22 protein-coding genes are annotated in these 25,329 nt (G+C 45.0%); 10 read left to right on the forward strand and 12 right to left on the reverse strand.

From position 1 onward, the window contains the following. The 6 genes from IEV16_RS10455 to IEV16_RS10480 form a co-directional block, all read right to left on the reverse strand. Positions 1-2,011, reverse strand: a 2,011-nt coding sequence (locus tag IEV16_RS10455) for a hypothetical protein (RefSeq protein WP_188365658.1), incomplete at its 3' end; no start/stop codon positions are given. Between the two features lie 90 nt (positions 2,012-2,101). Further along, entirely contained in the window at positions 2,102-2,971 is an 870-nt protein-coding gene (locus tag IEV16_RS10460) for a transglutaminase-like domain-containing protein (protein ID WP_188365659.1), read from the reverse strand. Continuing rightward, on the reverse strand, positions 2,962-3,783 hold the full coding sequence (locus IEV16_RS10465; RefSeq protein WP_188365660.1) for a rhodanese-like domain-containing protein: 822 nt from the start codon (positions 3,781-3,783) through the stop codon (positions 2,962-2,964). The genes IEV16_RS10460 and IEV16_RS10465 overlap by 10 nt, the downstream gene beginning before the upstream one ends. A 142-nt stretch (positions 3,784-3,925) precedes the next feature. After that, positions 3,926-5,149 carry a BaiN/RdsA family NAD(P)/FAD-dependent oxidoreductase gene (locus IEV16_RS10470; protein ID WP_308611187.1) on the reverse strand — a complete coding sequence of 408 codons (1,224 nt, stop codon included), beginning with the start codon at positions 5,147-5,149 and terminating at the stop codon, positions 3,926-3,928. Beyond that, entirely contained in the window at positions 5,150-5,809 is a 660-nt protein-coding gene (maiA, locus tag IEV16_RS10475) for a maleylacetoacetate isomerase (protein ID WP_229728323.1), read from the reverse strand. Then, entirely contained in the window at positions 5,802-9,008 is a 3,207-nt protein-coding gene (locus IEV16_RS10480) for an amidohydrolase family protein (protein ID WP_188365661.1), read from the reverse strand. The genes maiA and IEV16_RS10480 overlap by 8 nt, the downstream gene beginning before the upstream one ends. Positions 9,009-9,280: 272 nt before the next feature. Between IEV16_RS10480 and IEV16_RS10485 the strand changes: the two genes are divergently transcribed. The 7 genes from IEV16_RS10485 (at position 9,281) to IEV16_RS10515 (ending at position 15,105) form a co-directional block, all read left to right on the forward strand. After that, on the forward strand, positions 9,281-10,165 hold the full coding sequence (locus IEV16_RS10485; RefSeq protein ID WP_188365662.1) for a DMT family transporter: 885 nt from the start codon (positions 9,281-9,283) through the stop codon (positions 10,163-10,165). A 62-nt stretch (positions 10,166-10,227) separates the two neighbouring features. Beyond that, positions 10,228-11,136 carry a TIGR01777 family oxidoreductase gene (locus IEV16_RS10490; protein WP_188365663.1) on the forward strand — a complete coding sequence of 303 codons (909 nt, stop codon included), beginning with the start codon at positions 10,228-10,230 and terminating at the stop codon, positions 11,134-11,136. After that, positions 11,121-11,837, forward strand: a complete 717-nt coding sequence (locus IEV16_RS10495) for an SDR family NAD(P)-dependent oxidoreductase (RefSeq protein ID WP_188365664.1) — start codon at positions 11,121-11,123, stop codon at positions 11,835-11,837. Before IEV16_RS10490 ends, IEV16_RS10495 begins: the two co-directional genes overlap by 16 nt. Before the next feature lie 21 nt (positions 11,838-11,858). After that, the gene (locus IEV16_RS10500; protein WP_188365665.1) at positions 11,859-12,050 is read left to right on the forward strand and encodes a YwbE family protein; all 192 of its coding nucleotides are present in this window, start codon (positions 11,859-11,861) and stop codon (positions 12,048-12,050) included. Between the two features lie 4 nt (positions 12,051-12,054). Then, complete coding sequence (locus tag IEV16_RS10505; protein ID WP_229728324.1) at positions 12,055-12,708, forward strand: glutathione S-transferase; 654 nt, start codon at positions 12,055-12,057, stop codon at positions 12,706-12,708. A 210-nt stretch (positions 12,709-12,918) separates the two neighbouring features. After that, entirely contained in the window at positions 12,919-13,593 is a 675-nt protein-coding gene (locus IEV16_RS10510; RefSeq protein ID WP_188365666.1) for a choice-of-anchor J domain-containing protein, read from the forward strand. 141 nt (positions 13,594-13,734) lie between these two features. Then, positions 13,735-15,105: a M12 family metallo-peptidase gene (locus IEV16_RS10515; RefSeq protein ID WP_188365667.1), complete on the forward strand. Its 1,371-nt coding sequence runs from the start codon at positions 13,735-13,737 to the stop codon at positions 15,103-15,105. On the opposite strand, the gene sstT is transcribed toward IEV16_RS10515, so the two are convergent. Continuing rightward, positions 15,106-16,332, reverse strand: a complete 1,227-nt coding sequence (sstT, locus tag IEV16_RS10520; protein WP_188365668.1) for a serine/threonine transporter SstT — start codon at positions 16,330-16,332, stop codon at positions 15,106-15,108. It abuts the gene before it with no gap. A 207-nt stretch (positions 16,333-16,539) separates the two neighbouring features. On the opposite strand from sstT, the gene IEV16_RS10525 reads away from it, so the two are divergent. Continuing rightward, positions 16,540-18,204 carry a SulP family inorganic anion transporter gene (locus IEV16_RS10525; RefSeq protein WP_229728325.1) on the forward strand — a complete coding sequence of 555 codons (1,665 nt, stop codon included), beginning with the start codon at positions 16,540-16,542 and terminating at the stop codon, positions 18,202-18,204. Here IEV16_RS10525 and pdxH read toward each other — a convergent pair. The 4 genes from pdxH to IEV16_RS10545 are packed head-to-tail and all read right to left on the reverse strand — an operon-like array spanning position 18,201 to position 21,503. Further along, positions 18,201-18,836, reverse strand: coding sequence for a pyridoxamine 5'-phosphate oxidase (gene pdxH / locus IEV16_RS10530; protein WP_188365669.1), 636 nt, complete (start codon positions 18,834-18,836; stop codon positions 18,201-18,203). The genes IEV16_RS10525 and pdxH overlap by 4 nt on opposite strands. A gap of 15 nt (positions 18,837-18,851) precedes the next feature. Next, a complete protein-coding gene (locus IEV16_RS10535) occupies positions 18,852-20,030 on the reverse strand; it encodes a motility-associated ABC transporter substrate-binding family protein (RefSeq protein WP_188365670.1) in 1,179 nt (392 codons plus the stop codon). Next, positions 20,027-20,791, reverse strand: a complete 765-nt coding sequence (locus IEV16_RS10540) for an ABC transporter permease subunit (protein WP_188365671.1) — start codon at positions 20,789-20,791, stop codon at positions 20,027-20,029. Before IEV16_RS10540 ends, IEV16_RS10535 begins: the two co-directional genes overlap by 4 nt. Then, entirely contained in the window at positions 20,784-21,503 is a 720-nt protein-coding gene (locus IEV16_RS10545; protein WP_188365672.1) for an ABC transporter ATP-binding protein, read from the reverse strand. The genes IEV16_RS10540 and IEV16_RS10545 overlap by 8 nt, the downstream gene beginning before the upstream one ends. A gap of 78 nt (positions 21,504-21,581) precedes the next feature. On the opposite strand from IEV16_RS10545, the gene IEV16_RS10550 reads away from it, so the two are divergent. After that, positions 21,582-22,781, forward strand: coding sequence for a DesA family fatty acid desaturase (locus tag IEV16_RS10550; RefSeq protein WP_188365673.1), 1,200 nt, complete (start codon positions 21,582-21,584; stop codon positions 22,779-22,781). Between the two features lie 28 nt (positions 22,782-22,809). Here IEV16_RS10550 and IEV16_RS10555 read toward each other — a convergent pair whose 3' ends face one another. Continuing rightward, positions 22,810-24,642 (reverse strand): ExeM/NucH family extracellular endonuclease, encoded by a 1,833-nt coding sequence (locus tag IEV16_RS10555; protein WP_188365674.1) that lies wholly within the window; start codon positions 24,640-24,642, stop codon positions 22,810-22,812. A gap of 168 nt (positions 24,643-24,810) precedes the next feature. Between IEV16_RS10555 and IEV16_RS10560 the strand changes: the two genes are divergently transcribed. Continuing rightward, positions 24,811-25,290: a YtxH domain-containing protein gene (locus IEV16_RS10560; RefSeq protein WP_188365675.1), complete on the forward strand. Its 480-nt coding sequence runs from the start codon at positions 24,811-24,813 to the stop codon at positions 25,288-25,290. Positions 25,291-25,329 lie beyond the last annotated feature (39 nt).

Raw genomic sequence — 25,329 nt, forward strand, 5'->3', positions numbered from 1 at the left:
AATTGCTCACTGAAGAATCAATATCAACCCGAGCATGTTTAATCGTTATTGGCTCGACAATCGCACCTGAAGCCGGGGTTTCAAGCGGCGTCGCTGCCCCTTCAATCCAATCAACATCATTGGCGATAATAATTTCACCCAAGGGTTCAGCGTTGTTTTTAAGATAAATCGTTCCGGCACCGCCGTTGTGATGATCTTTGCTGGGAGGAACTCTTACATAACCACCAAAGGCTTGCACCTGACTAGTTAAATTAAAACCATTTAAAGTGTCATAATAAACGGCTACTCGTCCGCCCCCACCCGAACTACTACTTGCTTTTGATCCATTAGCATTAATAGTTCCTATGCCGGTTACTTCGTTAACCTCTAACCAGATTGAACCACCACTTCCACCACTATTATGAGGGTATTCGTTTAATCCATCAGCTTTAATGCTTCCTGCCAAGTTCAAAATATTGCTCACTGTTAAGCGAATAGAACCACCACCTCGGTTGTAATTACCACTGGTACCTAACTCAACTGGCTGTCTTAAATCGCCATACGTTGGATTACTGGATTTAGAAGTGTTGTCAACACCTCCTAAGCCACCGTAACTTGCACCTACATAAGCAGGAATAATATTTGAATCATAAGCCGCACCTTTACCACTTACATCAATAGATGAATCGGCACTTATTGTCACATCCGTAACTGTTAGATGTACGCCTGAGACACCTTGACCGTGCGTTAGTATGGCGCCATTGCTTAAATCCAAATTGGTGAGTGTTTGTGGCACATTAATCTCGACTTCAGCCGAATCAATGCTTAAATCAATAAGTTGTGGCTGGTTAACATTAATCTGTAGATGCGCACCACTTTCGACACTTATCTCAGTCCAGGCCGGATGCACCGCATTGAGAACTTCATGTGCGCCATTCGATATAACATAAGGCGTGGTTTCAGGAATGGTAAAACTCGCCTGGTGATCCACACTGGAATTCTGGATATCATAGGTGTTGTTAACAGTTAGCTCACCACCTTGCACCCAATGACTGTCATTAGTCAGTATCAGACTATCGATAACCAGATCATGTGGTTGATTAATTACACTGTCTTCAGCGGTGATTGACAGTAAATTACTCACTGACGAGCCAATATCAACCCGGGCATGTTTTATGGTAATCGGTTCGACAATCACACCCGAAGTTGGGGTTTCAAGCGGTGACGCTGCCCCTTCAATCCAATCAACATCATTGGCAATAATAATCTCGCCTAAAGGGGCTGCATTGTCTTTAAGGTAAATCGTTCCGGCTCCACCGTTATGATGGTTTTTATTGGGAGGAACTCTTACATAACCACCAAAGGCTTGTACCTGACTAGTTAAATTAAAACCATTTAAAGTGTCATAATAAACGGCTACTCGTCCGCCACCACCCGAACTACTACTTGCTTTTGATCCATTAGCACTAATAGTTCCTATGCCGGTTACTTCGTTAACCTCTAACCAAAGGGAACCACCACTACCACCACTATTATGGGGGTATTCATTTAATCCATCAGCTTTTATGGTTCCTGACAAGTTCAAAACATTGCTAACCGTTAAACGCAATGAACCACCGCCTCGATTAAATGAACCACTAGTGCCCAAATCTACAGGCTGTCTTAAATCACCATAAACTGAGTTTGTGGAATCATTAACATTATTTAAACCCCCTAAACCACCGTAACTTGCACCTACATAAGCAGGAATAGCATTAGAGTCATACGCCGCACCCTTACCACTCACATCAATTGATGAATCAGCACTTATTGCCACATCCGTAACTGTTAGATGTACGCCTGAGACACCTTCACTATGAGTTAAAGTAGCACCATTGATTAGATCAATTGATTGGAATTGATGAACACCATCTATGGTTAAAACGGCATTATCGACAATTAATGAATCTCCATCATAGGTTGTATCGGTTACACCTATTGAAGTATCTGAAGTAAATGTGACCGCGTCCACGCGACATAAAGCAAAAAGCATGAGCAAGCATGCCAACAACCGTCCTCTCTTTATTTCCATAATCCAACTCTTTTTATTGTTTTTTATATGAAGCTTTTAATTATTATTGTTCTACTTCATCATTACTTTTATATCATTGTTCGATATCCAGAACTGCTGGAAACCTTTTCGTTTAAAACTATCGTTATAAATTGACATCGCGATATAGTCAGACTGCTTGTCAAAATTATTTTGCTTCTGGGCATCCATAACCTGCCAACCGCCGTCGAACCACATTTCCGTCCAAGTATGATAGTCTGATATATTTAATTTAGCATCATTAACAACGACATATCCATTTACGGCTCTACTCGGAATACTTAATAAACGTCCGACTGCAGTTCCTAAATAGGCGTATTCTGTACAATCACCTTCAAGATACTCAGCTGCATAGGCTGCACCTTTATCAGTGTAACCATAACCCGTGTAATTTAAATTCTCGACCAGCCAATTATAAATTTCTTGTGGTGCATTATGGCTTTTATTGCTAATATAATTAGCGACTTGCATCACATTTTCATTATTTATTTCAATACCCGGCTGCTCACTAAAATACAACGCATCATCTTTGTAACCTTGAGCGACAATGTCAGATGTTTCAATTTCAACCGTTATTTGTATATTTAAAGTCCCAAAGGGCGGGATTTCAGGAAGTGAATAAACCAAGAGCTGATTCCCCATTTCATCACTTTCAATCAAATACTCGTGGCTACTTTTAATGGCTTTAACTTTTTGACTTGAGGTCAATGAAACAGGCGCGTAGGCTTTAAAAACAATATCCTTTGCCAACTTAGAACCCTTGTTTTTCAGCTCAAAACCATATCGAATAGATTTTACTCCATCCCACACAGGCTCTATGACAATCTCCGATCTTTGACCATATTTGAGAAATACAACTGTCGCCATAATGGCCAAAATACTGATAAAAATGGCTATTCGCATGCAAAACTAGCTCCATCTGTTCGCTTTTTATATCGGTTTATTCTTTTATTTAAATCTTTCTTATTCAATCCAGACTTAAAATCAGATCCACTCATGACAAAAATATTAGCATCCAATTTAGACTGCCAATTTTTGTAAAGATCTATAAAGTTATCATTTGCTATCAGGAGAACATTTCCAACAAGTGAGGTTGAATTCCCTATAAGCTGCTTGAGCTTTGCAGGATTAGCATCCTTATTGGCTTTTTTTATAGAAACATTATTAGTATGTTGAGAAAGATCAAACACATCTTCGGTCAAATTAAAAATAGTCCAATCAGTTAAATCTTCATTAAATAAACCATCAAAACTCACATTATTATTGAATAGTATTTCATTACCTTTTTCCATTTTTGTTAACCAATATGGGACTCCACCATCTAAGATAATAACCTCCTTAAAACCAATCTTTTTCAATTTAAGTAATAATTCTTCCGACCTTTTATAATCTATACCATCGTTAATAAGCACAATGTGTTTATTTTTTAATTGTGGTCGTGTTAATAAAGTTTCTCGTGGAAAATTATATGAACCATTAATATGGTAAAGATCATAATTTCTACCAACTCTTAAATCGACCATAAAAAGTGAAGCTTTTTTTTGAATTAAGGCATAAAGCTGTTGGACAGAAATATAATATTCAATATTTCTCTTCCAATTCCCAAAACCATTATTAATACCAGTTAATGAGCTCGATTCAAACTCACAAACTTTATTATTGGGCAATACAACAGAACTTTGAATAATAAACAACACCAAAAGAAATAACTTCACAAACTTAAAAAAATAATATTTTAGAAGGCATATATTATAGATAAGAAGAATGACTCTTTATACATAAAAGTCAAATTAAACAATTAGAAACCAGAAATCGGTTAAAGTGTTAAAGGTCACTATCAAATCCCATAACATTTGCTCAAGTAATGTAAAAAGTCTCTAAGCTCATCCCTGCCACATAACCCGAAGACCAGGCCCATTGGAAGTTAAAGCCGCCTAAATGGCCCGTCACATCGACCACTTCGCCAATAAAGTAGATATTAGGCTGATCTTTGACAGCCATGGTTTTTGATGACAAGCCATCGGTATTCACACCACCCAAAGTCACTTCGGCGGTTCGGTAGCCTTCACTGGCTGCCGGTTTCAGAACCCATTGAGTGTACATTTCAGCCAGGACGGCGAGTTGCTTTTGACTGAATGTTTGTAGTTCCCGATGTAAATCAGCACCACTGATAAATTTGCCCAATGTTTCTGCCAGACGTTTGGGTAAAAACCGTTGCAGCACCTGCAACACGGATAATTGGGGTGTGTTTAGTTTGGCTTCGATTAAATTCGCCAGAAAATCATGATCAGGAATTAAATTCAAGATGATGCTCTCACCGGGTTGCCAGTAGCTGGAAATTTGCAAAATTGCCGGGCCGCTGAGACCACGGTGAGTGAACAGGATCTGATGGGTAAAAGATTGGCCGTTTTCGGCGGTGACTTCAGCGCGTACACTGCTGCCACTTAAATCTGCAAACAGTTGTTTATGCTCGTCAGAAAACATCAGCGGCACCAGACCGGCCCGTTTGGGCAAGATGTCCAGACTCAATTGTTGGGCCAGTTGATAACCGTAATCAGAACCACCCATTTTCGGAATCGACAAGCCGCCGGTGGCCACAACCAACTGCGGTGCGGTGAATGCGCCCAGCGTGGTTTGTACTTTAATGGTTGATCCGGTGACCACCTGTTCGGTGGTGACATCACAATGCAAGGTCACACCCTGGTCTTCACAATCTGCCAATAAAGCATTCAATAAATCTTTGGCACTGCGGTTACAGAATAACTGCCCCAGTTCTTTTTCATGGTAGGCAATGCCCTTGTCTTCCACCCACTGAATAAAATCCCATTGGGTATAACGACTGAGCGCCGACTTCATAAAATGCGGATTGGCCGATAAGAAGTATTCAGGCGCGCAGTACATATTGGTAAAATTACAGCGCCCACCACCGGACATGAGGATTTTTTTACCCGGTTTATTGGACTTTTCCAGCACCAGAACCTGTAAGCCACGTGCAGCAGCTGTTTTGGCGCACATTAAACCTGCGGCACCGGCGCCCAGGATAATCACATCATAAGCACCGGTATTTTTTGCGTTATTCAATTAACTCAATACCTCAGGCGCATCAGGTTGCTGCTCCGGGGCGGCATTGGCAAACTCATTCAACACCAGACATCGCCGATTAATTTCAGTCAATCGTGGGTAATCATCCAGCGGTACATCAAAGCGATTGGCATTATAAATCTGCGCCACCAGACAGATGTCCGAAATGCATGGGTGATCGGCGTGCATATAATCCGTTGTACCGGTTTTGACCTGTTGTTCTAAGGCTTTAAAACCCTGATGAATCCAGTGCGCATACCAGTCATCAACTTGGTCTTGTTGCCAACCTTGTTTTTTTAGATATTGCAATACCCGTAAATTATCCAAAGGATGAATATCCGAGACAATAGTTTGTGCCGCAGCACGGCATTGTGCCCGGGTCACCGGATTTTCGGGCAACAAAGCCGGTTCAGGCTGAAGCTCGTCTAAGTATTCCATAATGGCCATCGACTGGGTGATCACATCACCCTCAGCGGTTACCAAACTCGGCACCAGACCCTGCGGATTGACACCTCGATAAGCATCAGAATGCTGCTCACCACCGTCTTTAACCAGATGAATGGCTTTTGTTTCATAGTCTAAGCCTTTCAGATTCAAAGCAATACGAACCCGATAAGCTGCCGTACTGCGCCAGTAGCTATATAACGTTAATTTACTCAAAATAAAAAGCCCAGCGTTGTTTTTCTTTTGGATAGATCTGATTCATGCTGTCGACATCATAAAGCCGGCCGTTAAGCATGACCTGGTGGATGTCGTCGCTGGTTTCGATGTCTTTGAGCGGATCCTGGTTAAGAATCACTAAGTCGGCCAGTTTACCGGCTTTTAATGAACCTAAGTCTTTATCCATGCCAATATATTTTGCGCCATCGATGGTGCTGGCTTTAATGATATTTAAAGGTTCCATACCGCCCTGCCCGAACATCCACATTTCCCAATGGGCTGCCAGGCCTTCACGTTGACCATGCGCGCCCAATAACACATCAACACCTTCATTTTGCAGTTCGGTGGCAACCCGCGCATTGTTAAAGTGGTTGTAATCTTCTAACGGTGCCTTGTAACGGCGCACAGAAGCCGGTTCCAGAACCTTGGCAGGCACGTATTTTGATAAAATCGGGTGTTTCCAGACATCGGTTTTATCATACCAGTAACGCTCGCCCCAGATACCGCCGTATCCGACACCCAGAGTCGGCACATAAGCCGTTTCCGTACCGGCCCACAGTTGTTTCACATCATCGTAAATAGCGGCCACCGGAATGGAATGCTCAATACCGGTATGACCATCCACCACCATGCTCATATTGTGCATAAACAAAGAGCCTCCTTCGGGCACCACCATTAAGCCGGTTTCACGGGCGGCTTCTAAAATTTGTTGACGCTGGTCACGGCGCGGTTGGTTGTAACTTTTAACACTGAAGGCGCCGGCGGCTTTCATGCGTTTTAAATGCGAAAGCGCATCCTCTAAGGTATTCACTTTGGCAGTGAAAAAGTGGGTGGCTCCATAGAGAATTGTGCCGGTTGAATAGGTTCTCGGTGCGGTGATTAAGCCGGCTTGTTGCATTTCTGAAGCGGCGAACACCGCCTGGGTATCGGCCGATGGGTTGTGGGTGGTGGTGACGCCAAATGCCAGGGAGGCATAGGCGTTCCAGTTTTCCTGAGGAATAATTTGATCATTACTATAAGGGCCATGCCAATGGACATCCACCAGACCGGGGATAATGGTTTTACCGGTGACATCAATCACTTTAGCACCTTCCGGTATCTCAACATCGGCTCCCACTGACAGAATGCGGTTGTCTTTAATCACAATGACACCCTTATCAATCACTTGTTGCTCACCATCAACTTGTTCCATGGTGATGATTTGAGCGCCTTTAAGTGCCACCAACCCGCTGGGTTTATCCGTTTGAGCTGTTAATTGAATGGTGGTTTGTTGTGGCTCGGGTTTCTCTTCGGTCTCATCCTGATTGAGAAAATCAAACACCGCAGATAAAGGCTGTTGATATAATTTCGGTCCCATGGCCCAACTCAATTCCTTAGAATCTTTCGACCAGGTCAGATTTTTACCGGCATAGGTGGAGAATTTTTGCAGCGGTAAATTCTTGGCACCTGAACCGGTGGCAATGTATTGTCCATTTCTGACAAAAGGTGTGACATAGACCTGGAAATTCTGAATAAATGCCAGCCATTTTTCATCAGGCGATACTTTAAAATGATTGATCCATTGGCCCTGATAGTGTTTTTGTTTGTCGTTGCCGTTCTTATCCGTGGAATATAACTGACCGGTCAAGACTTCACCGTTTTTGTCCATCCCGGTAAAATAAATGCGTTCGTTATGGTTGGTGAAGAAGGGTTCACTGCCGGAATCCGCAATCTTGGTACGCTCGCCTGATTGAACATTCACTTTAAAAATACCGGTATCGTGAGAATACAAGGGGCTGGTGAGGTAACCGCCTTGGATGGCCTCAAAAACAGCTGTTTTGCCATCGGGCGACAGCACCGGATTAACATAATGGCCGGGTGTTTTTGTCAGTTGTTCACTGCGACCATTGAGTCTGGCCAATCGCACTGTACCCAGTTTTTGATCATGCCAGGTGGTGTAAATAATGTGTTTTCCATCGGCACTGTAACGTGGATACAGCTCAAAATGTTCACTTTGTTTGGTTAAGCGTTGCGGACGACCATCGGGCAAATCAACTGTGTAAATATAACCCAATGCCTGAAACAGGGCTTGCTGACCATCTGGACGGACTTGTAACCAACGCATCATTTTGACATCAAATTCATCTTTCGCCACTTCATTGCTAACCGTCACGGCTTTACGGATTTCGCGTTGATCTGTTACCTTAAAAGGAATTTGTGTCACTTCTTTGGATGCCACATTAATGCGGTGAATACCGCCTTGGGCATAAAACACAATGTCTTTGCCATCAGGCATCCAGGCAAAATTCGGGTAAACCCCATGAATCGCCCAGGTTTCCTGCATATCGCGGGTCAAATCGGTGTATATGGGTGTTAATTCACCGCTTGTGCGGTCCTGAACAAACAGCGCACTGTCAGCACGGATTCGACGCACAAAAGCCAGTGAGTCACCATCCGGAGACGGTGTTGGTCTGACCGCCCCACCCGGTCCTGACACCCACGGCTTAATCTCGCCGGTGGCCAGTTCAATGGCAAAGATTTCATAAATCTGGTTATTAGAATCCTTAGAGTATTCAAATATCGGACCGGGTGTAGAATCACGAGAAAATAATACGTATTTTCCATCCGGCGTATAAATGGGCTCACCTAAATCCTTTTGTTCATTGGGCCGTTTATTAAGTTGCACACCCTGACCGCCTGATTTATGGTACAGCCAGATTTCGCCGGCACCCAGGGAGCGCATACCGGTGAAATGTTTTCGCGCCACAATATACTCACCATCCGGTGACCAGGCTGGCGAGTTGAGCAATCGAAACTTTTCATCGGTCACCGCCCGGGCATCACTGCCATCGGTGTTCATAATCCAGATATTATCACCACCACCCTGATCCGAGGTAAACACCAGTTGTTGGCCATCCGGTGAAAAACGCGGTTGCATATCCCAGGCCATAGAATTGGTAATATTAGTGGCTTCCCCACCTGAAATGGGCATGGTGTATATATCTCCCAATAAATCAAACACAATGGTTTGCCCGTCAGGACTGACATCCAGGTTCATCCAGGTGCCGGTTTCGGTGTTAATATCCACCATGACTTTTTCGCCGGGCGGGTTATTTACATCCCATTTATCTTTATTGTCTTCTTGATCCGCTGATTGTACCGATAAGCACATTACCAGCAGACAAACTGAACACATTAATTTATTTAAGCCTGATGTCATGATTAACCTCAAAAATATGTATGCAAAGTGCATAATTATAATGGTTTGAATAAAAATATCGCTTACAATCCCGACTTTTTACAATTAATTCCTGATAGAGACCTCTGCATAAGTCTGGGTTATTGAAAAAATGATTGAAATTCTGAAGTTCAAGGAAGGAAACGCAAGTAATAGCAATAGCTATTGCTAAGTTTTCTGACGTAGAAATTCAGGATTTCAGACATTTTTACTTAATTCACGACTTATGCAGAGGTCTCGATAAATATAAACTAATGTTTGGTTTAGGTGAAATACTGTCTTTATTGTGCGCCTTACTGTGGGCGATTGCGGTGATATGCTATCGCAAAGCCGGTGAGCACAGCAGTGTCAGTGCCATGAACCTGTTTAAAATTGTCCTGACCTTTGTGTTGATGATTCCCACACTGTATTTCACCGATGGTTTTGTGCCCCCTGAATTAAGTGGTGAGGATTGGATGATTCTTTTGATCAGTGGCTTTTTCGGGATTATGCTGGCCGACATGTTCTATCTGCGGGCCTTGCAGTTGATTGGCGCCGGCCTCACCGGCATCACTGGATCACTTTACAGTCCATTTGTGGTGTTTATTTCCTTTTTTTACCTCAGTGAGCGGCTCAATGGCTGGCAAATTATGGGTATGATACTGGTGATGCTCGGCGTGGCCATAATTAGTCTACGCAAAAAATCTCTGGCCATCGCCCATCCACCGGTGATTGGTTTTGTGTTTGCGGCGATGGCAGTTTTTTGCACCGCATTAGGCATTGTTATTGTCAAGCCCATCACCACCGAGTTACCATTTTTCTGGATTATTTTTATTCGAACTGTCGGCGGACTGGTTTCGATGCTGGTGTTTAATGCTTTGTTAAACCGCAGTCTGAATCCGCTTAATGCCTGGCACGGTCATGGCCGTTGGTGGCTACTTTTCGGGGCATTTCTGGGTCAATACCTGTCCACCATGGTGTGGGTGGCCGGCTATAAATACACCGACGCTTCAGTGGCATCAATACTCAACGAAACCGCCGCCGTGTTTATTTTTATTCTCGGCTGGTTGTTTTTAAAAGAGGACATGAACACACGAAAATTAACAGGCGCCCTGGTTAGTGTCGCCGGTGTTTTGTTGGTGTTACAAATGGCCGGTTAAGCTTTGACACACACTTCACAGTCAATGAGATACCATTAATCTCTTTAAAAAAGACAGGCATTATGTCAACTTCAGCAAAACCCATTGTTTTTATCACCGGTGCATCCGGCATGTTGGGCCAACAATTAATGTCTGACCTGTCCGCCAACTATCAACCATTGGCGCTGCAACGGGACAAATCCGTTCCCCATCACCCCACCTGGAATTACCAGTCCACGTTAGAACAACTCGGCATCAAATCCCCACACGCCGTTATTCATCTGGCCGGTGCCGGTATTGCCGATCAACGCTGGACTGAGGACTATAAACAACTTATCCGCGACAGCCGAATCAACGGTACCGAATGGCTGGTCAATGAAATGCAAAGCCATGCAAAACAACCTCAACATTTTTTATGTGCTTCCGCCATTGGATTTTACGGCCACCGCCCAGGTGAAACATTATCCGAAGACAGTACTGCCGGTGATAACTTTGTGGCTGAATTAGCGGTCCAATGGGAAGCCGCCACACAGAAGCTGGCGGATACACATACCCGTGTCACCAACTTACGCTTTGGTTTAATGCTTGATCGATCAGGCGGTGCGCTGAAAAACATGCTACTGCCCTTTAAACTGGGTTTAGGCGGACGCATCGGCTCCGGTGAACAAATCTATTCCTGGGTAAGTTTAGCCGATGTCAGTCATGCCATCATGTTTTTACTCGACAAGCCCATGGACGGCCCGGTGAATATCACCGCGCCAAATCCTGTGAGTAATCGAGTGTTCACCACAACCCTGGCAAAACAGCTTAATCGCCCGGCCTTTATTCCGATGCCGGCAGCCCTGGCACGGCTGGTGTTTAAGGATTTGGCCGATGAATTACTACTGGCCGATGCCAAGGTCATGCCGCAAAAACTGCAACAGGCAGGATTCAAATTTCAGAACCCAACCATTGACCAAGGCATCCAGTCTGCACTATGTATAATGTATTGATTATTGGCGGAAATCAGGGCATTGGTCTGGCAATGGCGGAACGTTACAGAACACAAGGCCATCACGTAATCACGACATCTCGACAGTTTTCAAAAAATCAGACATCGTCACAACAACTGTATTGTGATTTAACGCATCCGGATTCTATCGTGGCTGCTTTCGATCACCTGCAAACTGAAATTACACACATAGATGTGCTGATTAACTGTGCCGGTGTTTTACACACGGAAAACTACCAACCGGAAAAATCGCTGAAACAAGTTCAAGCCGATAATTTTCAACATAACTACCAAGTCAATGCCATCGGGCATTTACTGGTGCTACAACAGGCTGAACAACTGCTCAGTCATTCGAAACAAGCGGTGGCTGTCTCCATTTCCGCGCGTATCGGCAGTATTGAAGACAACCATTTAGGCGGTTGGTATGCCTATCGCATGAGTAAAGCCGCTCTTAATATGGGCGTTAAAACCTTAAGTATTGAATGGCAGCGCAAATACCCGAATATTCAGTGCCTGTTACTCCATCCGGGGACCACCGACACCGCTCTGTCAAAGCCTTTCCAACAGCGTTTACCTGAAGGCCAACTACAAACAGTGGACGAAACCGCCGAGATGCTGCAGCAACAAATTGAACAAAATACCCACACAACAAACCAAGAAGCCCTGTTCTTAGATTACGCCGGTAAGCCCATTCCCTGGTAATTCTTTGTTATAATCAGAGCCATGCAAAAACCACTCAGAAAAGACATTCAGCCCGGCAGCGAAGTCCGTATTGTTCAAAAGCAGCACCAACGCAGTGGGGAATTGACACAAGGCAGGGTTAAACGTCTGTTAACCAAATCGGAATCCCATCCCCACGGTATCAAAGTCGAACTCACCTGCGGTCAGGTCGGCCGTGTTCAATCCTTGCTTTAATTTAATGATGTCAAACCAAGAATTACCTGTTTTATACAGTTTTCGTCGTTGCCCCTATGCCATGCGCGCCCGGATGGCCATTGCCGTCAGTGAATTTTATTGTGAATTACGCGAGCTAATCCTTAAAGATAAACCTACCGCCATGCTCAAAGCCTCACCCAAGGGCACGGTGCCGGTATTGGTATTACAAGACGGTCAGGTTATTGATGAAAGCCTGGATATTATGCGGTATGTTTTACAATATAATGATCCTGAAAACTGGCTGGCTGATAAAGCCCACAGCCTGGCCCTGATCGAAGAATACGACCGGCAATTTAAACCCCTGCTCGATCGCTATAAATACCATGTTGGCTATCCAGAACTGAGCTTTGAAAAACACCGCGCCAATACCCTGCCCTTTTTAAACACCTTAAATCAACGACTTGAACAGTCAGCCAACCTCATCTCAGATGATACCAGACTGGCCGACATCGCCATTATGCCTTTTATCCGTCAATATGCCTTTGTCGATAAAAACTGGTTCGATGGTCAAGACTGGCCGCATCTTCAGCATTGGCTGAATCACCACCTTAACAGCCGACTTTTCCATCAAGTGATGCTTAAATTTAAACTTTTTAATGCCGGCAGCACCTACCAATTTCCGGCTGAGGTTAAGTAAGATGTAGTCAGGACAATTTTCATCTCTTCTTTTAGTTGCAAAAAGCCGTTTTTCGACTAAAACGGCGATAATTTTATAAAATTATGCGTATTTTCTTCCAAAAATAAGTAAAATTCTATATAGTAAGTGAGATGTTATGGTTTCGTTAAATCCATAACAGTGCTTGGTTGAGGTTATGATTACAATATTGTTAAAAAGTAGGAGTTTAATATGAAACTATTGATTAGCGCTTTGCTCGCCTTGGGGACTGCCTCGGTAAATGCGGCGGTGGTTATGTCAGAAGATTTTAACACAGGTATCCCCGGTACCTGGACGGTGGTTGATAATGAGGGTACCGGCCTGGTTTGGACCAATGTGGCCGGTTGCGGTGAGTCTGGCAATTTTACCGGCGGAACCGGTGACGCCGCCTGTGTCAGCAGTGATGTTTTTGGTTCTGCAGAATACGATACCGAGCTGTGGACCCCGGCCATGGATTTATCGATGTACTCCAACACCACCTTGGATTTATTGGCCAATTATCAGAATATTGCTAATCTTGACTTTTTTGATATCGATGTGTCTACCGATGGCGGGAGTTCATGGACTAATGAGCTCAGTTGGAATGAAGACCACGGAACTTTTCGTGGCACACCTGGTGAAGCCATCAATCTGAACTTAAGTGCCTATGACGGCCAATCGAATGTCATTATTCGCTTTCGTTATTACAACCCTAACAATGGCGATTGGGACTGGTATGTTCAAATTGATGATGTGCTGGTCAGTGGTGATGAAGTCGTTGTAGCGGTACCCGCCGCACCGGTTCCCACTTTGGGCTTTTGGGCATTGGCCTTATTGATGTCATTAATGATTGCATCAACCCTGCTGATTCACAACAAACGTACTTAACCAATTATGTGTCTATGGGGCACACGCAAACACGTGTGTCCCAATTAGAAAGTCAATTCAGCGAACACTGTCAAAACATTAAAATTCGCTGGCTCAAGGTTGTTTTTTCCGTTAAAATAATTACAACAGCGGGGAAAGCCAATGAAAGTCATCTTATTTTGTTTATTGTTAATCACCACCATGGTGCACAGCCATGAAGTTTCATTAACGGACAGTGGTCATTTATCTATTATTCAATCCACCCCACCGGGTCAGTCCCTACATATAAAGCAGGTTAAGCTTGGGGATTTCGATAGGGTCACCCTACATTTAAAGCGATTAAAAGTCTTTGCGGCAGATGCCCGGGTTACTGTTCACAGTGATGGTGGCACCCGTATTGAACCCATGCCCAATAATGTGTATTTTATGGGAGAGGTCGAAAATCTGGACAACAGCCGAATTTTTATCGGTTTTTTAGAGAATGGCGAAATAGAAGGTGTTCTCGATTTGGCTGACGGCAGAAAGTTTGTTATTCATCAGGTTCAGGAAAACCATTTGGGGCTCACATCACCCGATACCCAGACCCTGACCTTGTTAGACAACCGCTACTACAACCCCAAAGATTATCTCGAATTACCTGAGACTCTGCGCCTAAAAAAACGTGACCAAACCAACCACCAGCGTGGTCCCAACATTGATTATCAGCTCACTGTTGCGATTGAAACTGATTATGAGTTTTACCAGATTTTCAATGACACTAATGCCGAGGTTAACTACATCACGGGTCTCATCGGTTATTTATCGTCCATGTACTACAACGAGATAAATACTTTTGTTTTGGTGGGTAACATCAGTTTATGGACAACCCCCAGTGATCCCTGGAACGCAACCAATTCGGCTTGTGCTCTGATGGAATTGGGCAAATATTGGAATGACAATAATCAGGCCATTAACCGGGCAACCACCCATTTTATGAGTGGTAAAAGTTTAGGCGGCGGTATAGCCTGGAAAGGTGTGCTGTGCAACGGTCCATTCAATTATAATATCAGTAGTTACAATTGTGGGCTGCCTTACCCCGACTTAGACAAATACGGGGGTGCATATGGTGTCAGTGGTGGTTTATCGGGCGCTTTTAACCCCGGAAACCCATCACCCATATGGGATATTGTGGTCACTTCGCATGAGTTAGGTCATAATTTTGATTCCCCCCATACCCATTGTTATGCCGGTATTGGCGGTAATCCCAATCCGGTGGATGAATGCTACAATGGCGAATCAGGCTGCTTTTCGGGTACCCAAGTTCTGCCCGGTCCTGCCGGGCAAGGCAGTGGTACCATCATGAGTTATTGTCACTTACTCAGCGGCGGACTCAATAATATTTCACTGACCCTGGGAAAAAATCATTCATACGGCGTTCAGCCCGAACGGGTACCCAATGTGATGCGTGATCATGTGGAGCAGATGGCAAGTATTGCGCCGCAATGCATTATACCGGCAGCGAATGATTTAATCTTTGCCAATGGGTTTGAATAATCAGTTAGTGCCGACTTTTTTCAGCCGTTCCTGACTGGCCAAATCTGCCGCGGCAGTGAATAAAATATCTGTGGACGAGTTGAGACCGGTTTCAGCCGAATCCTGAATCACACCAATAATAAAACCAATGCCCACCACTTGGGCCGCGACGCTGTCATCAATACCAAAGAGACTACAGGCCATCGGTATTAACAACAAGGAACCTCCGGGCACACCGGAAGCGCCGGTGGCGCCAATGGTGGCCAACAGGCACAATAAAAAGGCAATGACAATATGCACTTCAATACCGACCGTGTGAGCTGCCGCCAAAGTCATCACAGTAATGGTCACCGCCGCACCGGCCATATTGATGGTGGCACCCAAGGGGATGGAAATACTGTAGGTTTCCTTCCGCAGCCCCATTTTTTTGGCTAATTTCATGTTCACCGGAATGTTGGCCGCCGAACTGCGCATAAAAAATGCGGTGATACCACTTTGGGACAGGCATTGAAACACCAAAGGATACGGATTGTGTTTTAATTTAATCCAGACAATCAGCGGATTTAATAACAACGCCACGATCAACATGGCCGACAGCAAAATGGCAATTAGCTGACCATAAGTAGCCAAAACGCCAAAGCCGGTGTCAGCAATGGCATAAGCAATCAGTCCGAAAATACCTATCGGCGCCAAACGTATCACCCAACCGACAATTTTACTGATTACGAAAGCCCCATCAGCCAGTACTTTTTTACTGGTACCATCGGTGTGTCGTAAAGCCAGACCGGCTAAAATTGCCCAGGCCAAAATGCCAATATAATTGGCATTTAATAAAGCATGAATCGGGTTGTCCACTACATTAAACGCCAGTGTTTTGAGCACTTCACCAATCCCGCCGGGTGGTGCAATATCACTTTCTACCAGGCTTAAGTCAAGTGTGGTTGGAAATAAAAAACTAATAACCACAGCAGTTATGGCTGCGGCAAATGTCCCAAAAATATACAAAACCAGAATGCTTTTTATGTTGGAAGGTTGGTCACTTTGATGTTTTGAAATGGCATCGGCCACCAGGATTAACACCAATATCGGGGCCACCGATTTTAATGCGCTGACAAATAAACTTCCCAAAATACCACTGGACAGCGCTGCCTCCGGCCAAATCATTGCCAATAAAACACCCAGAACCAATGCCACAATAATTTGCTGGATTAAACTGCCGGTTCGAAGCCAGCTGATAAATCTTGTCATGAATTATATTCTCTTATACAACGATTAGGATAAATGACCATGGCGTATTGTAAAGCAGACCCCGACAGTTTTTGGTAACAATTACGTGTTTTAAACAATTATTCTTGACCACACAGTTCGCAACGTTCTGTATTAAGCACACACAATTATTTTTAAAGACCCTTATATTTTTGTTGTTAATACAGTGTTCTTATGGGTATTAAATCTATGGTAAAAGCATTTGTGGCTGTCAAAACCATTGAAAAGATTGACTTTTGGGTAAATCAAGGTAGGATACCACGCCTTTTTAGCCGGCCTTTTGCCATGTTCAGCTTATTTTCAAAACGCATTCAATACAGCGTCAAAAACGATGTCTTATCCGGTCTCACCGTGGCCCTGGCTTTGGTGCCGGAAGCCGTGGCGTTTGCCTTTGTGGCCGGGGTGGATCCGCTGGTGGGTTTGTATGCGGCTTTTATGGTAGGCTTATTAACGTCTATTTTTGGTGGCCGTCCGGGCATGATTTCAGGTGCCACCGGCGCCATGGCTGTGGTCATGGTGGCTTTGGTGGCTCAACATGGTGTTGAATATTTATTTGCCGCGGTGGTGCTCACCGGTGTGATTCAAATGCTGGCCGGTATCTTGCGTTTGGGTATGTTTATCCGGATGGTTCCCTACCCGGTGATGCTGGGCTTTGTGAATGGCCTGGCGATTGTAATTTTTCTGGCACAATTAGGTCAGTTTAAAGTGATTAATGCCGAAGGCATACGGGTGTGGATGTCCGGTGCCACTTTGTACTGGATGTTGGGCATGGTGTTTTTAACCATGTTAATTATCCATTACCTGCCAAAATTAACCCGTGCCATTCCAGCCTCTTTGGTGGCCATTGTGGCGGTCACCGGTCTGGTTATCTTATTAGACATACCGATTCCGAATGTGATTGATTATGTCCGTGGTGAGTCCGGCGATCCGACCGCCACATTGGCCGGTGGTTTGCCGACATTCGCCATTCCCGCTGTGCCTTTAACCATGGAAACATTTAAAATCATTCTGCCTTATGCCTTAATTTTAGCGGCGGTGGGATTGATTGAATCCTTATTGACCATGAGTTTAATCGACGAAATTACCGAAACCCGTGGTAATGGTAACCGTGAATGTTTGGGCCAGGGTATTGCCAACTTCACCACCGGTTTGTTTGGAGGCATGGGTGGTTGTGCGATGATTGGTCAAAGTATGATTAACATTAAATCCGGCGGTCGTGGTCGTTTATCGGGTATCACAGCAGCCATCGCTTTATTGTTGTTTATTCTGATTGGCTCGCGCTGGATTGAGATGGTTCCGCTGGCCGCTTTGGTGGGCGTCATGTTTATGGTGGTGCTCGGTACCTTTGAATGGGCCAGTTTACGCATGATTACAAAAGTTCAGAAATCTGAGATTTTTATTATCGTATTGGTATCGGGCATCACGGTGATTGCCGATTTGGCCATCGCAGTCATTATTGGTGTCATTGTCAGCGCCCTGGTGTTTGCCTGGAAAGGCGCTAAACGCATTGATGCCAAAACCGAAATCAACACCACAGGTTCAAAAATCTATCATTTATCTGGCCCGGTGTTTTTTGGTTCAATTCATAATTTTCAGGACATTTTCTCACCGGCTGAAGACCCGGATGATGTGATTGTGGATTTTATGGACGCACGGGTGTATGACCATTCAGGTATAGAAGCCCTGGACAAACTGGCTGACCGCTACCAACGGCGCGGTAAAACCCTGCATTACCGACATTTAAGTCAGGAATGTAAAGGCCTGTTGCATAAAGCCGGCGATTTGGTGGAAGTCAATTTAATCGAAGACCCGGATTATAAAGTCGCCAACCCGTCCTTAAGTGTCAATCCTTAAGGTGCCAGGCGTTTTATTTGCCACCCGGCATCGGTTAAATCGTAACTAAAGCGGTCATGCAGGCGATTGGCCCGACCTTGCCAAAATTCATAATGATCCGGCACCACGCGATAGCCGCCCCAGTGACTGGGTAATGGAATTTCACCGGCGGCAAAACGGGCTTTGATTTGTTGCATCAACCGGTTGAGTTTTTCGCGGCTTTGGATCGGTTGGCTTTGCTCAGAAATCCAGGCCCCCAATTGTGATCCGCGCGGACGACTGCTGAAGTATTTTAAAGATTGGGCCCCGGATATTTTCTCCACCCGACCAACAATCCGAACCTGTCGTTCCAAAGCCAGCCAGGGAAATAACAAGGCGGCTTGCGGATTGGCCGCCAGTTGCCGGGCTTTACTGCTTTTATAATTGGTGAAAAACACATATCCTTGTTCATCAAATATCTTCAGTAGCACTGTGCGCACATCCGGTCGACCGGCGGCATCAGCGGTGGCCAAAGACATGGCATTCACTTCCATCAACTCAGCAGCCCTGGCCTGTTCAAACCAGGTGGTAAATTGTTGTAATGGATCATCATTTAAATCGCGGCGCTGTAAACCGGATTTAACGTAATCTGTTCGAATCTCTGAAATATCCATGAAACCTCAGTTGTTTTAAGTTTTACGGCGCCGGTTGCTGAACCATAACCAGACAGCTGTCAATAAGCCAAAACCCGGCAACAGCAATAATAAAATTGTACTCATCAAAATAATGTGATCTTCGGTTAAAAATAAGCCACTTTTTTCGGCACTTAAATCCGGCACATTAATCCGATTATCATAACCCATCACCCAATCCAACATGCGTAAAGACAGGCTCTGATTACCACCGCTTTGCAATAACTCATTATTGATAAAATCACTGTCGCCCACCAACAACAGGCGGCCGAATTGTGATTCATGGGTGGCTGCAAACACCGCGCCCGATTCAGTACTCAATACGGTCTGCCCATCTGTTTCAAAAGTTGCCAGCCCTTGCCAGATGGTTGGGTAGGTAAAATCACGGGTAATCTGGTGGCTGGCCTGATAATTGATTTGGCCACTGTTATTATCGGTGTTTTGCGCCGGCCAGGCATCAAACAGTAAGCTCAAGCGCGCTTGTGATGCCATCGATTCAGGATTGCTCAACCACCACAGGCCGACACCGGCTTGCAATTGTTGTTGCAGCCATTGAAAAGCCGGTTCTGGGAGTGCCTGTTGGGGATCGGCCAACACAATGGCTTTAACATCATTGGGTAAACTGAGGTTGGGGCGCCAGGCCATCGTGGTAACATGATAATTGAGTCGTTGCAACATGTTAATCCACCGACCCAATCCAACGGTTTCCAAACCCAGTGACTGAGACCCAAAATCATCCAACACCAGCACCCAACCGGCGCGTGGATTGAGTAAGCTTTGCAGACCATTAAACAGGGTTTCATAAGACAGACTGGACAATACAAAGTGACGATCCTGGTGGTGAATCACCATGTCCCCTCGGGACTGAATACCATAACTGCGTACTTTTTCAGGGTGTCGGGTCGGATCAACATAATCCACTGTTAGATCAGACCAATAAGGCATCAGAGGTGTTAAAAAGTTTTCCACATAACGTCCGGCGGTACTGTCATGTGCGGCCATCACTTCAATCTGCAATGCCGGTATTTCGTGTAGCCATGCGGACAAATCCTGATTCTTGATCTGATCAAAATAACCCGATGTCAGTTTAATCGGCGGCACCATCAAAGCAGACCACATCACAACAGCCAATAGCAACAATCCCAACAAAGCCTGTTTGAAATGATACCGATTCATAACTGATGACGTAGCCGGTGAATATTGGCTTGAGACCAGTATAAAAATAATGCCGCGCCACCGATAAAATACAGCACGGAAGATATATTGAGATGGCCGTTGAATAACCCGTTGAGGTGATGTTCAGGCAACATCAGATTTAACCAGTTAATTCCATATTCATCAAAAACGGCCTGGCCACCAACCACCCACAGTCCGCTCAATACCACCAGACAAAGCAGTACCGCAAAGCCGGTTTGCCGGGTCAGTGAGGACAACCACAAAGCCACAGCAATTAACCAACTGCCAAACAGCAGCCAGCCGAGTAACATAACACCCACCTGCCACCAATTGATTACCCCACCCAATGACAGCATAACAGCCACCACCAACAAGATCAGCACCGGAAACAGCAGCAACCATAAATGACTTCTGAATTTGCACATCACCACAGATTGATACCAGTGCCGCCTTTGGGCACGCAACAACATAGTTACAGTGCCTGACTGGCGTTCTTCTGCCACAGCGGTACCGGCGGTGACTGATACCAACAACAACAGCACTTTAACCAGATTATGGCTTAACGGCAGCAATAACGCATCCGTCAGATTCGGTGGTGCGCTGAGTTTTAACAATTCCGGCTGTAACGCCAGGTAACGGTCCAGCATATGCAGAAACAACCAACTGATAAGAAAAGCCAGCGCTGCCATGATTAACCACAGGCGGGATTGTCGCCACAAGGTTTTACACTCTTTCTGATAGAGTCCAAACACCTTACGCACTTTTAAGCTGTTGTTGCCATTGTTGAAAGGCTTGTTGGTAGAGATTCATTAAACCCACGGCATCGATATTCTGGGTACGCACATCCTGTTGCAGAATGATTTGACCTTGTTGCATCACCAGCACCCAATCACTCAGCACACTGACTTCAGCCATCAAGTGGGTGACCAAAATCACCAGGTGACGCTGTTTTAATTCAGTTAAACGGTTTTTAAATTGCTGCATTAAATCCGGATCCATACCATTCATGGGTTCATCCAATAACAACACATCCACCGCAGGTAACAGAGCCATGGCCAGACTCAGCCGCTGACGATAGCCCAAAGACAGGTGACGGGTTGTTTGGTTTCTGACCCCGACAAGCCCCCAATCGGTCATCATCTGTTCAACCGCCGTTTGGGCTTGTTCCACCGCTTGCAAATCTGCCCACAACAAGAGTTGTTCATGAACCGTCAATTGCGGGAAAAAACAGGCCGGTTCCGGCATCCACCCGATTCGCACATCAGACCGAAACTTGATGCTTCCGGCTGTGGCTTCACTGACTCCGGCCAAAACCCGTAAGAGCGATGATTTTCCGGCCCCGTTGGCACCCAAAACCACCACAAGTCCTTGTGTCGGCAAAGACATCGATATGTTTTGCAGTAAGTGATGACCTTGACGAATAACGGACAAGTTGTCGAGCTCAATCAGCATGTTTTGCGGCGGTTCAGTCATATTGTGACAGGTTTTTTCTGGCTATTAAAAACATTTTTCATTATAGTGAGCTTCATTACCAAACGAAACCCTTATTTTATGTACACCTTTTTAGACTTCCTTGAACAAGGATTGCTGAATCTCTCGGCCTGGCAAATCACTCTGATTACTTTGGCGGCTGTTCAAATTACTTTATCCGGTGTCAGTTTATATCTACATCGGGACCAAACCCACCGGGGCATTAAATTACACCCAATCATCGCCCATTTTTATCGTTTCTGGCTGTGGTTCACCACCGGCATGCTGACCAAAGACTGGGTCGCGATTCATCGAAAGCATCATGCCTATTGTGAAACTGAAGATGACCCGCACAGTCCCCAAATTCACGGTATAAAAAAAGTGTTATTTCATGGTGTAACTTTATATACACAAGAACGCAAAAATTCAGAAACTCTGACCAAGTATGGTCACGGCACACCCGATGACTGGATTGAGCGCAACCTGTACACCCGCTTTCACTATTTGGGTATTGTGCTACTGGCAGTTTTGAATGTGGTTTTATTCGGTGTCATCGGCTTGTTGGTGTATGCCATACAAATGATTTGGATACCTTTTTTCGCCGCCGGCGTGATCAACGGTCTTGGTCATTTCAGCGGTTACCGCAATTACCGCACCGATGACAGTTCCAGAAACTTAACCCGCTTTGCTTTTTTTATCTATGGTGAAGAATTGCACAATAATCACCATGCTTTTCCAGCTTCCTGTAAATTTGCCCACAAAAAAGGTGAACACGACATCGGCTGGTACACCATTCAATTTCTGAATAAAATCGGCCTGTGTGAGATTAAAAAAACAGTCCCTCAATTGTGCCTGGACAGTCAATCAAAGGCCATAAATAACGAAACCATCAAAGCCCTGATGGCCCACAAATTTAATGTCTTGCAAAAATACATCAACGATGTCATCAAGCCACAGCTTCATCAGGAATACGCCACCACTTCTAAAGCCATGCGCAGACAGGTGAGAAAATACACCCGTCTTTTATCATTGGAAAAACGTTACCTGAAGCGAAAAGGCGAACAACTTCATGCCCAATTCAGTGATAATGAAACTGTTCAAATTTTATTGTCTTTCAAACAAGAATTACAATCTATCTGGAACAACAACGGCCAATCCATTGAAGACATGATAAGCGCTTTGAAAGAATGGTGTCAGAAAGCCGAAAACAGTGGTATTCAAATGTTGCAGGATTTTGCCGGGACCATACAAAAATACAGACTTCAGTTACAACCGGCCTAAACCTTCAGATTGCCAAAAAAAGCCGCCGTCAGCGCGGCTTTTTTTGACTTAACGTCTCGTCGTCGTGTTTTGACATATAAAAACCCGCCATCACCGGATCATGATCTGAAGAGGAAAACGGGCTGACCCGGTAAAAATTATCCGGTCGTTGTATAGGACCCTCTAAGGGTGTCATGCTGTAACCAAAATCACGTATTTCATCGGCATTAATATGCCATTGGGTGATACCCGCAGCCTGAGCCAAAGCGGCATTATTAGCCATAATATAATCCAGGGAGCCAACTTTGCCGCGGTAAGATGTGGTCCAATTTTCAACCCCCAGAAACTCCCGGGCTAAATTCACATAACCCCCCTGTTCAAATACCTGAATGGGGTCTTCCATTTGATAAGAATTAAAATCACCGACAATCATACGTATCTCTGCCCCCATACCGGTGGGATCTTGTTCCATCCAGCGAACAATCTGACGAGCAGCCCGGGTTCTGGTCGGGTTATAACAGCCCTGACCGTCATCCTGTGCCATTTCTGCGCCCTGCGCATCGCGACAACCTTTGGACTTTAAATGCAGCGAAGCCACTGTCAGCAGAGTCTCACTGGCGAGGTGTTGAAAAGTTTGTGCCAATACCACCCGATTGCGGTGGTCTTCAAAATCCGCAACCGTATCACGGCTTAACACCGCATAAGGTCCCACCGGCATGACCTGTTGCGGCTGGTAAATCAATCCCACCTTAATCACATCCTGTCCCAGTTGTCCTGCATCCACATAAGCCCATTGTTGTTTTTGGGCCGCTTGGTTTAAGGCATCAACCAATTGATTAAGCGAGTCCCGGGGATTGTTTTGTAATTCCTGTAAACCAATAATTGATGCATCCAGTTGCTGGATAACGGCCACCAGTTTCTGTAATTGTCGCTGTTGTTCGCTGTCACTAAAGGCACCTCGGCAACCCATACCTATGATGGTGCCACAGCGTTCAGGGCCGTCATTTAAATCCGTGAACCAGTTTTCCATATTAAAAGTGGCAACGGTCAAATCACCTTCTGGACGATCGGGTTGAAATGATCTGAAATTGGATTGCGGCTTAAGACTTATAGACGCCGTGGGCTGTATTTTAAATTGACCAAAAGCATAATGTAAAATACCCTCGACGGAAACAGTGTAACCACTGCGCATGGGATTGTCGGCTGACACCGGCGATTGGCCGTCATGGCCTACAGCAAAGGGTCTGGCATAGGCCTGTAATCGCCCATCATCCACCACCAGCTGATCTCTGCGTTGAGAAGCGGCCAGCGGCTCAACCGCTGGACCGGGCGCAACCAAACTGGTGGTCGAAAACAAGCGCTCAGACGACACCGTGATTTCACCAAATTTAAGGTACTGATACACATCGGTAACCACTGCATCTCTAACGGCAACACGCATATTTTCCAGGGTTTCAAGGTTCAAATCATCTAAAGGCAATTCAATCACGCTGGCTTCAGGTAATGTTGAATGCTGTCCACACTGAGTAATATGGCTGACTGCGCGTAATTGGGTTAAACCATGTTGTTCTGAAACCAGCCCTGAAACGCTCACCTCATCGCCCACAGCCACCGCCGGCTGCCATTGTCGGGTGTAGATAAATAAGCCTTCTGAGGTATTTGGGTTATTATCCGGCTGCAATGATTGCACAAAAAAACCATCCAGTTCACCACTGTCTACAAACACCCCTGACACCACTGCCCTGACAGTAACAGTCTGATCAAGAAGCGGACTGGTGTCACCGACACCCTGAATCTCAGCAATGGTTTTAAAGTCACCCTCACAACCGGCTGTCCCAACCCCATGAATCAAAAACAACAAACACAACAACAGGAATTTCATAAATATATGTGCAAATAAAAATCCTATTATCGCTTGTCTAAATTGTAAATTCCACGTTAAAACCAAGAACATAAAAGCTTTTTTGAGGTGTAAATATAAAAACACTATTGACTTTATTGAGAAGACACCCTAATTTATTGACTCACTATAATTTTATTAGGAGGAACCATGAAAAAACTAAACACTTTACTGATATTGATGGCATTCGGTTTAATGTTGTCGGCCTGTGACAATAACGACAATGATGGTCGCAGCGATGCCATGCAGGAAGCCAAACAAGAACTCAAACAAGCTGCTGATGCCACCAAAGAAGCCGCCAATGATGCTGCAGATGCCATCGGCGATGCCGCTGACGATGCAGCGGACAAAACCGAAGAACTCTACGAAGAAGGCAAAGAAGGCGCCAAAGATATGTATGAAGATGCCAAAGAAGGCGCTCAAGACATGTACGATGATGCCAAAGAAGGTGCTCAAGACATGTACGATGATGCCAAAGAAGGCGCTCAAGATCTCTATGAAGAAGGTAAGCAAAAAGCCAATGATATGATGGATGAGACAAAAGAGTCTGCCAAAGAGGCTGCTGATGAAGTTGAAGAAGCGGCGGATGAGGCCGAGGAAGAGTTGGACGATCCCAACCCTTCCCTGTAAAAATTTTAGAACCCCCCAAAAAACCACCGCTTAGCCGGT

The organism is Marinicella pacifica (genome assembly GCF_014636635.1).
Taxonomy (GTDB): domain Bacteria; phylum Pseudomonadota; class Gammaproteobacteria; order Xanthomonadales; family Marinicellaceae; genus Marinicella; species Marinicella pacifica.

Coding starts and splice junctions, on each gene's coding strand:
- IEV16_RS10535 (WP_188365670.1), bottom strand. CDS start 20,030: ATGAATCGGTATCATTTCAAACAGGCTTTGTTGGGATTGTTGCTATTG.
- IEV16_RS10495 (WP_188365664.1), top strand. CDS start 11,121: ATGTATAATGTATTGATTATTGGCGGAAATCAGGGCATTGGTCTGGCA.
- IEV16_RS10480 (WP_188365661.1), bottom strand. CDS start 9,008: ATGACATCAGGCTTAAATAAATTAATGTGTTCAGTTTGTCTGCTGGTA.
- IEV16_RS10505 (WP_229728324.1), top strand. CDS start 12,055: ATGATGTCAAACCAAGAATTACCTGTTTTATACAGTTTTCGTCGTTGC.
- pdxH (WP_188365669.1), bottom strand. CDS start 18,836: ATGGATATTTCAGAGATTCGAACAGATTACGTTAAATCCGGTTTACAG.
- IEV16_RS10500 (WP_188365665.1), top strand. CDS start 11,859: ATGCAAAAACCACTCAGAAAAGACATTCAGCCCGGCAGCGAAGTCCGT.
- IEV16_RS10545 (WP_188365672.1), bottom strand. CDS start 21,503: ATGACTGAACCGCCGCAAAACATGCTGATTGAGCTCGACAACTTGTCC.
- IEV16_RS10460 (WP_188365659.1), bottom strand. CDS start 2,971: ATGCGAATAGCCATTTTTATCAGTATTTTGGCCATTATGGCGACAGTT.
- IEV16_RS10490 (WP_188365663.1), top strand. CDS start 10,228: ATGTCAACTTCAGCAAAACCCATTGTTTTTATCACCGGTGCATCCGGC.
- IEV16_RS10550 (WP_188365673.1), top strand. CDS start 21,582: ATGTACACCTTTTTAGACTTCCTTGAACAAGGATTGCTGAATCTCTCG.
- sstT (WP_188365668.1), bottom strand. CDS start 16,332: ATGACAAGATTTATCAGCTGGCTTCGAACCGGCAGTTTAATCCAGCAA.
- IEV16_RS10525 (WP_229728325.1), top strand. CDS start 16,540: ATGGTAAAAGCATTTGTGGCTGTCAAAACCATTGAAAAGATTGACTTT.
- IEV16_RS10510 (WP_188365666.1), top strand. CDS start 12,919: ATGAAACTATTGATTAGCGCTTTGCTCGCCTTGGGGACTGCCTCGGTA.
- IEV16_RS10560 (WP_188365675.1), top strand. CDS start 24,811: ATGAAAAAACTAAACACTTTACTGATATTGATGGCATTCGGTTTAATG.
- IEV16_RS10485 (WP_188365662.1), top strand. CDS start 9,281: ATGTTTGGTTTAGGTGAAATACTGTCTTTATTGTGCGCCTTACTGTGG.
- IEV16_RS10555 (WP_188365674.1), bottom strand. CDS start 24,642: ATGAAATTCCTGTTGTTGTGTTTGTTGTTTTTGATTCATGGGGTTGGG.
- IEV16_RS10515 (WP_188365667.1), top strand. CDS start 13,735: ATGAAAGTCATCTTATTTTGTTTATTGTTAATCACCACCATGGTGCAC.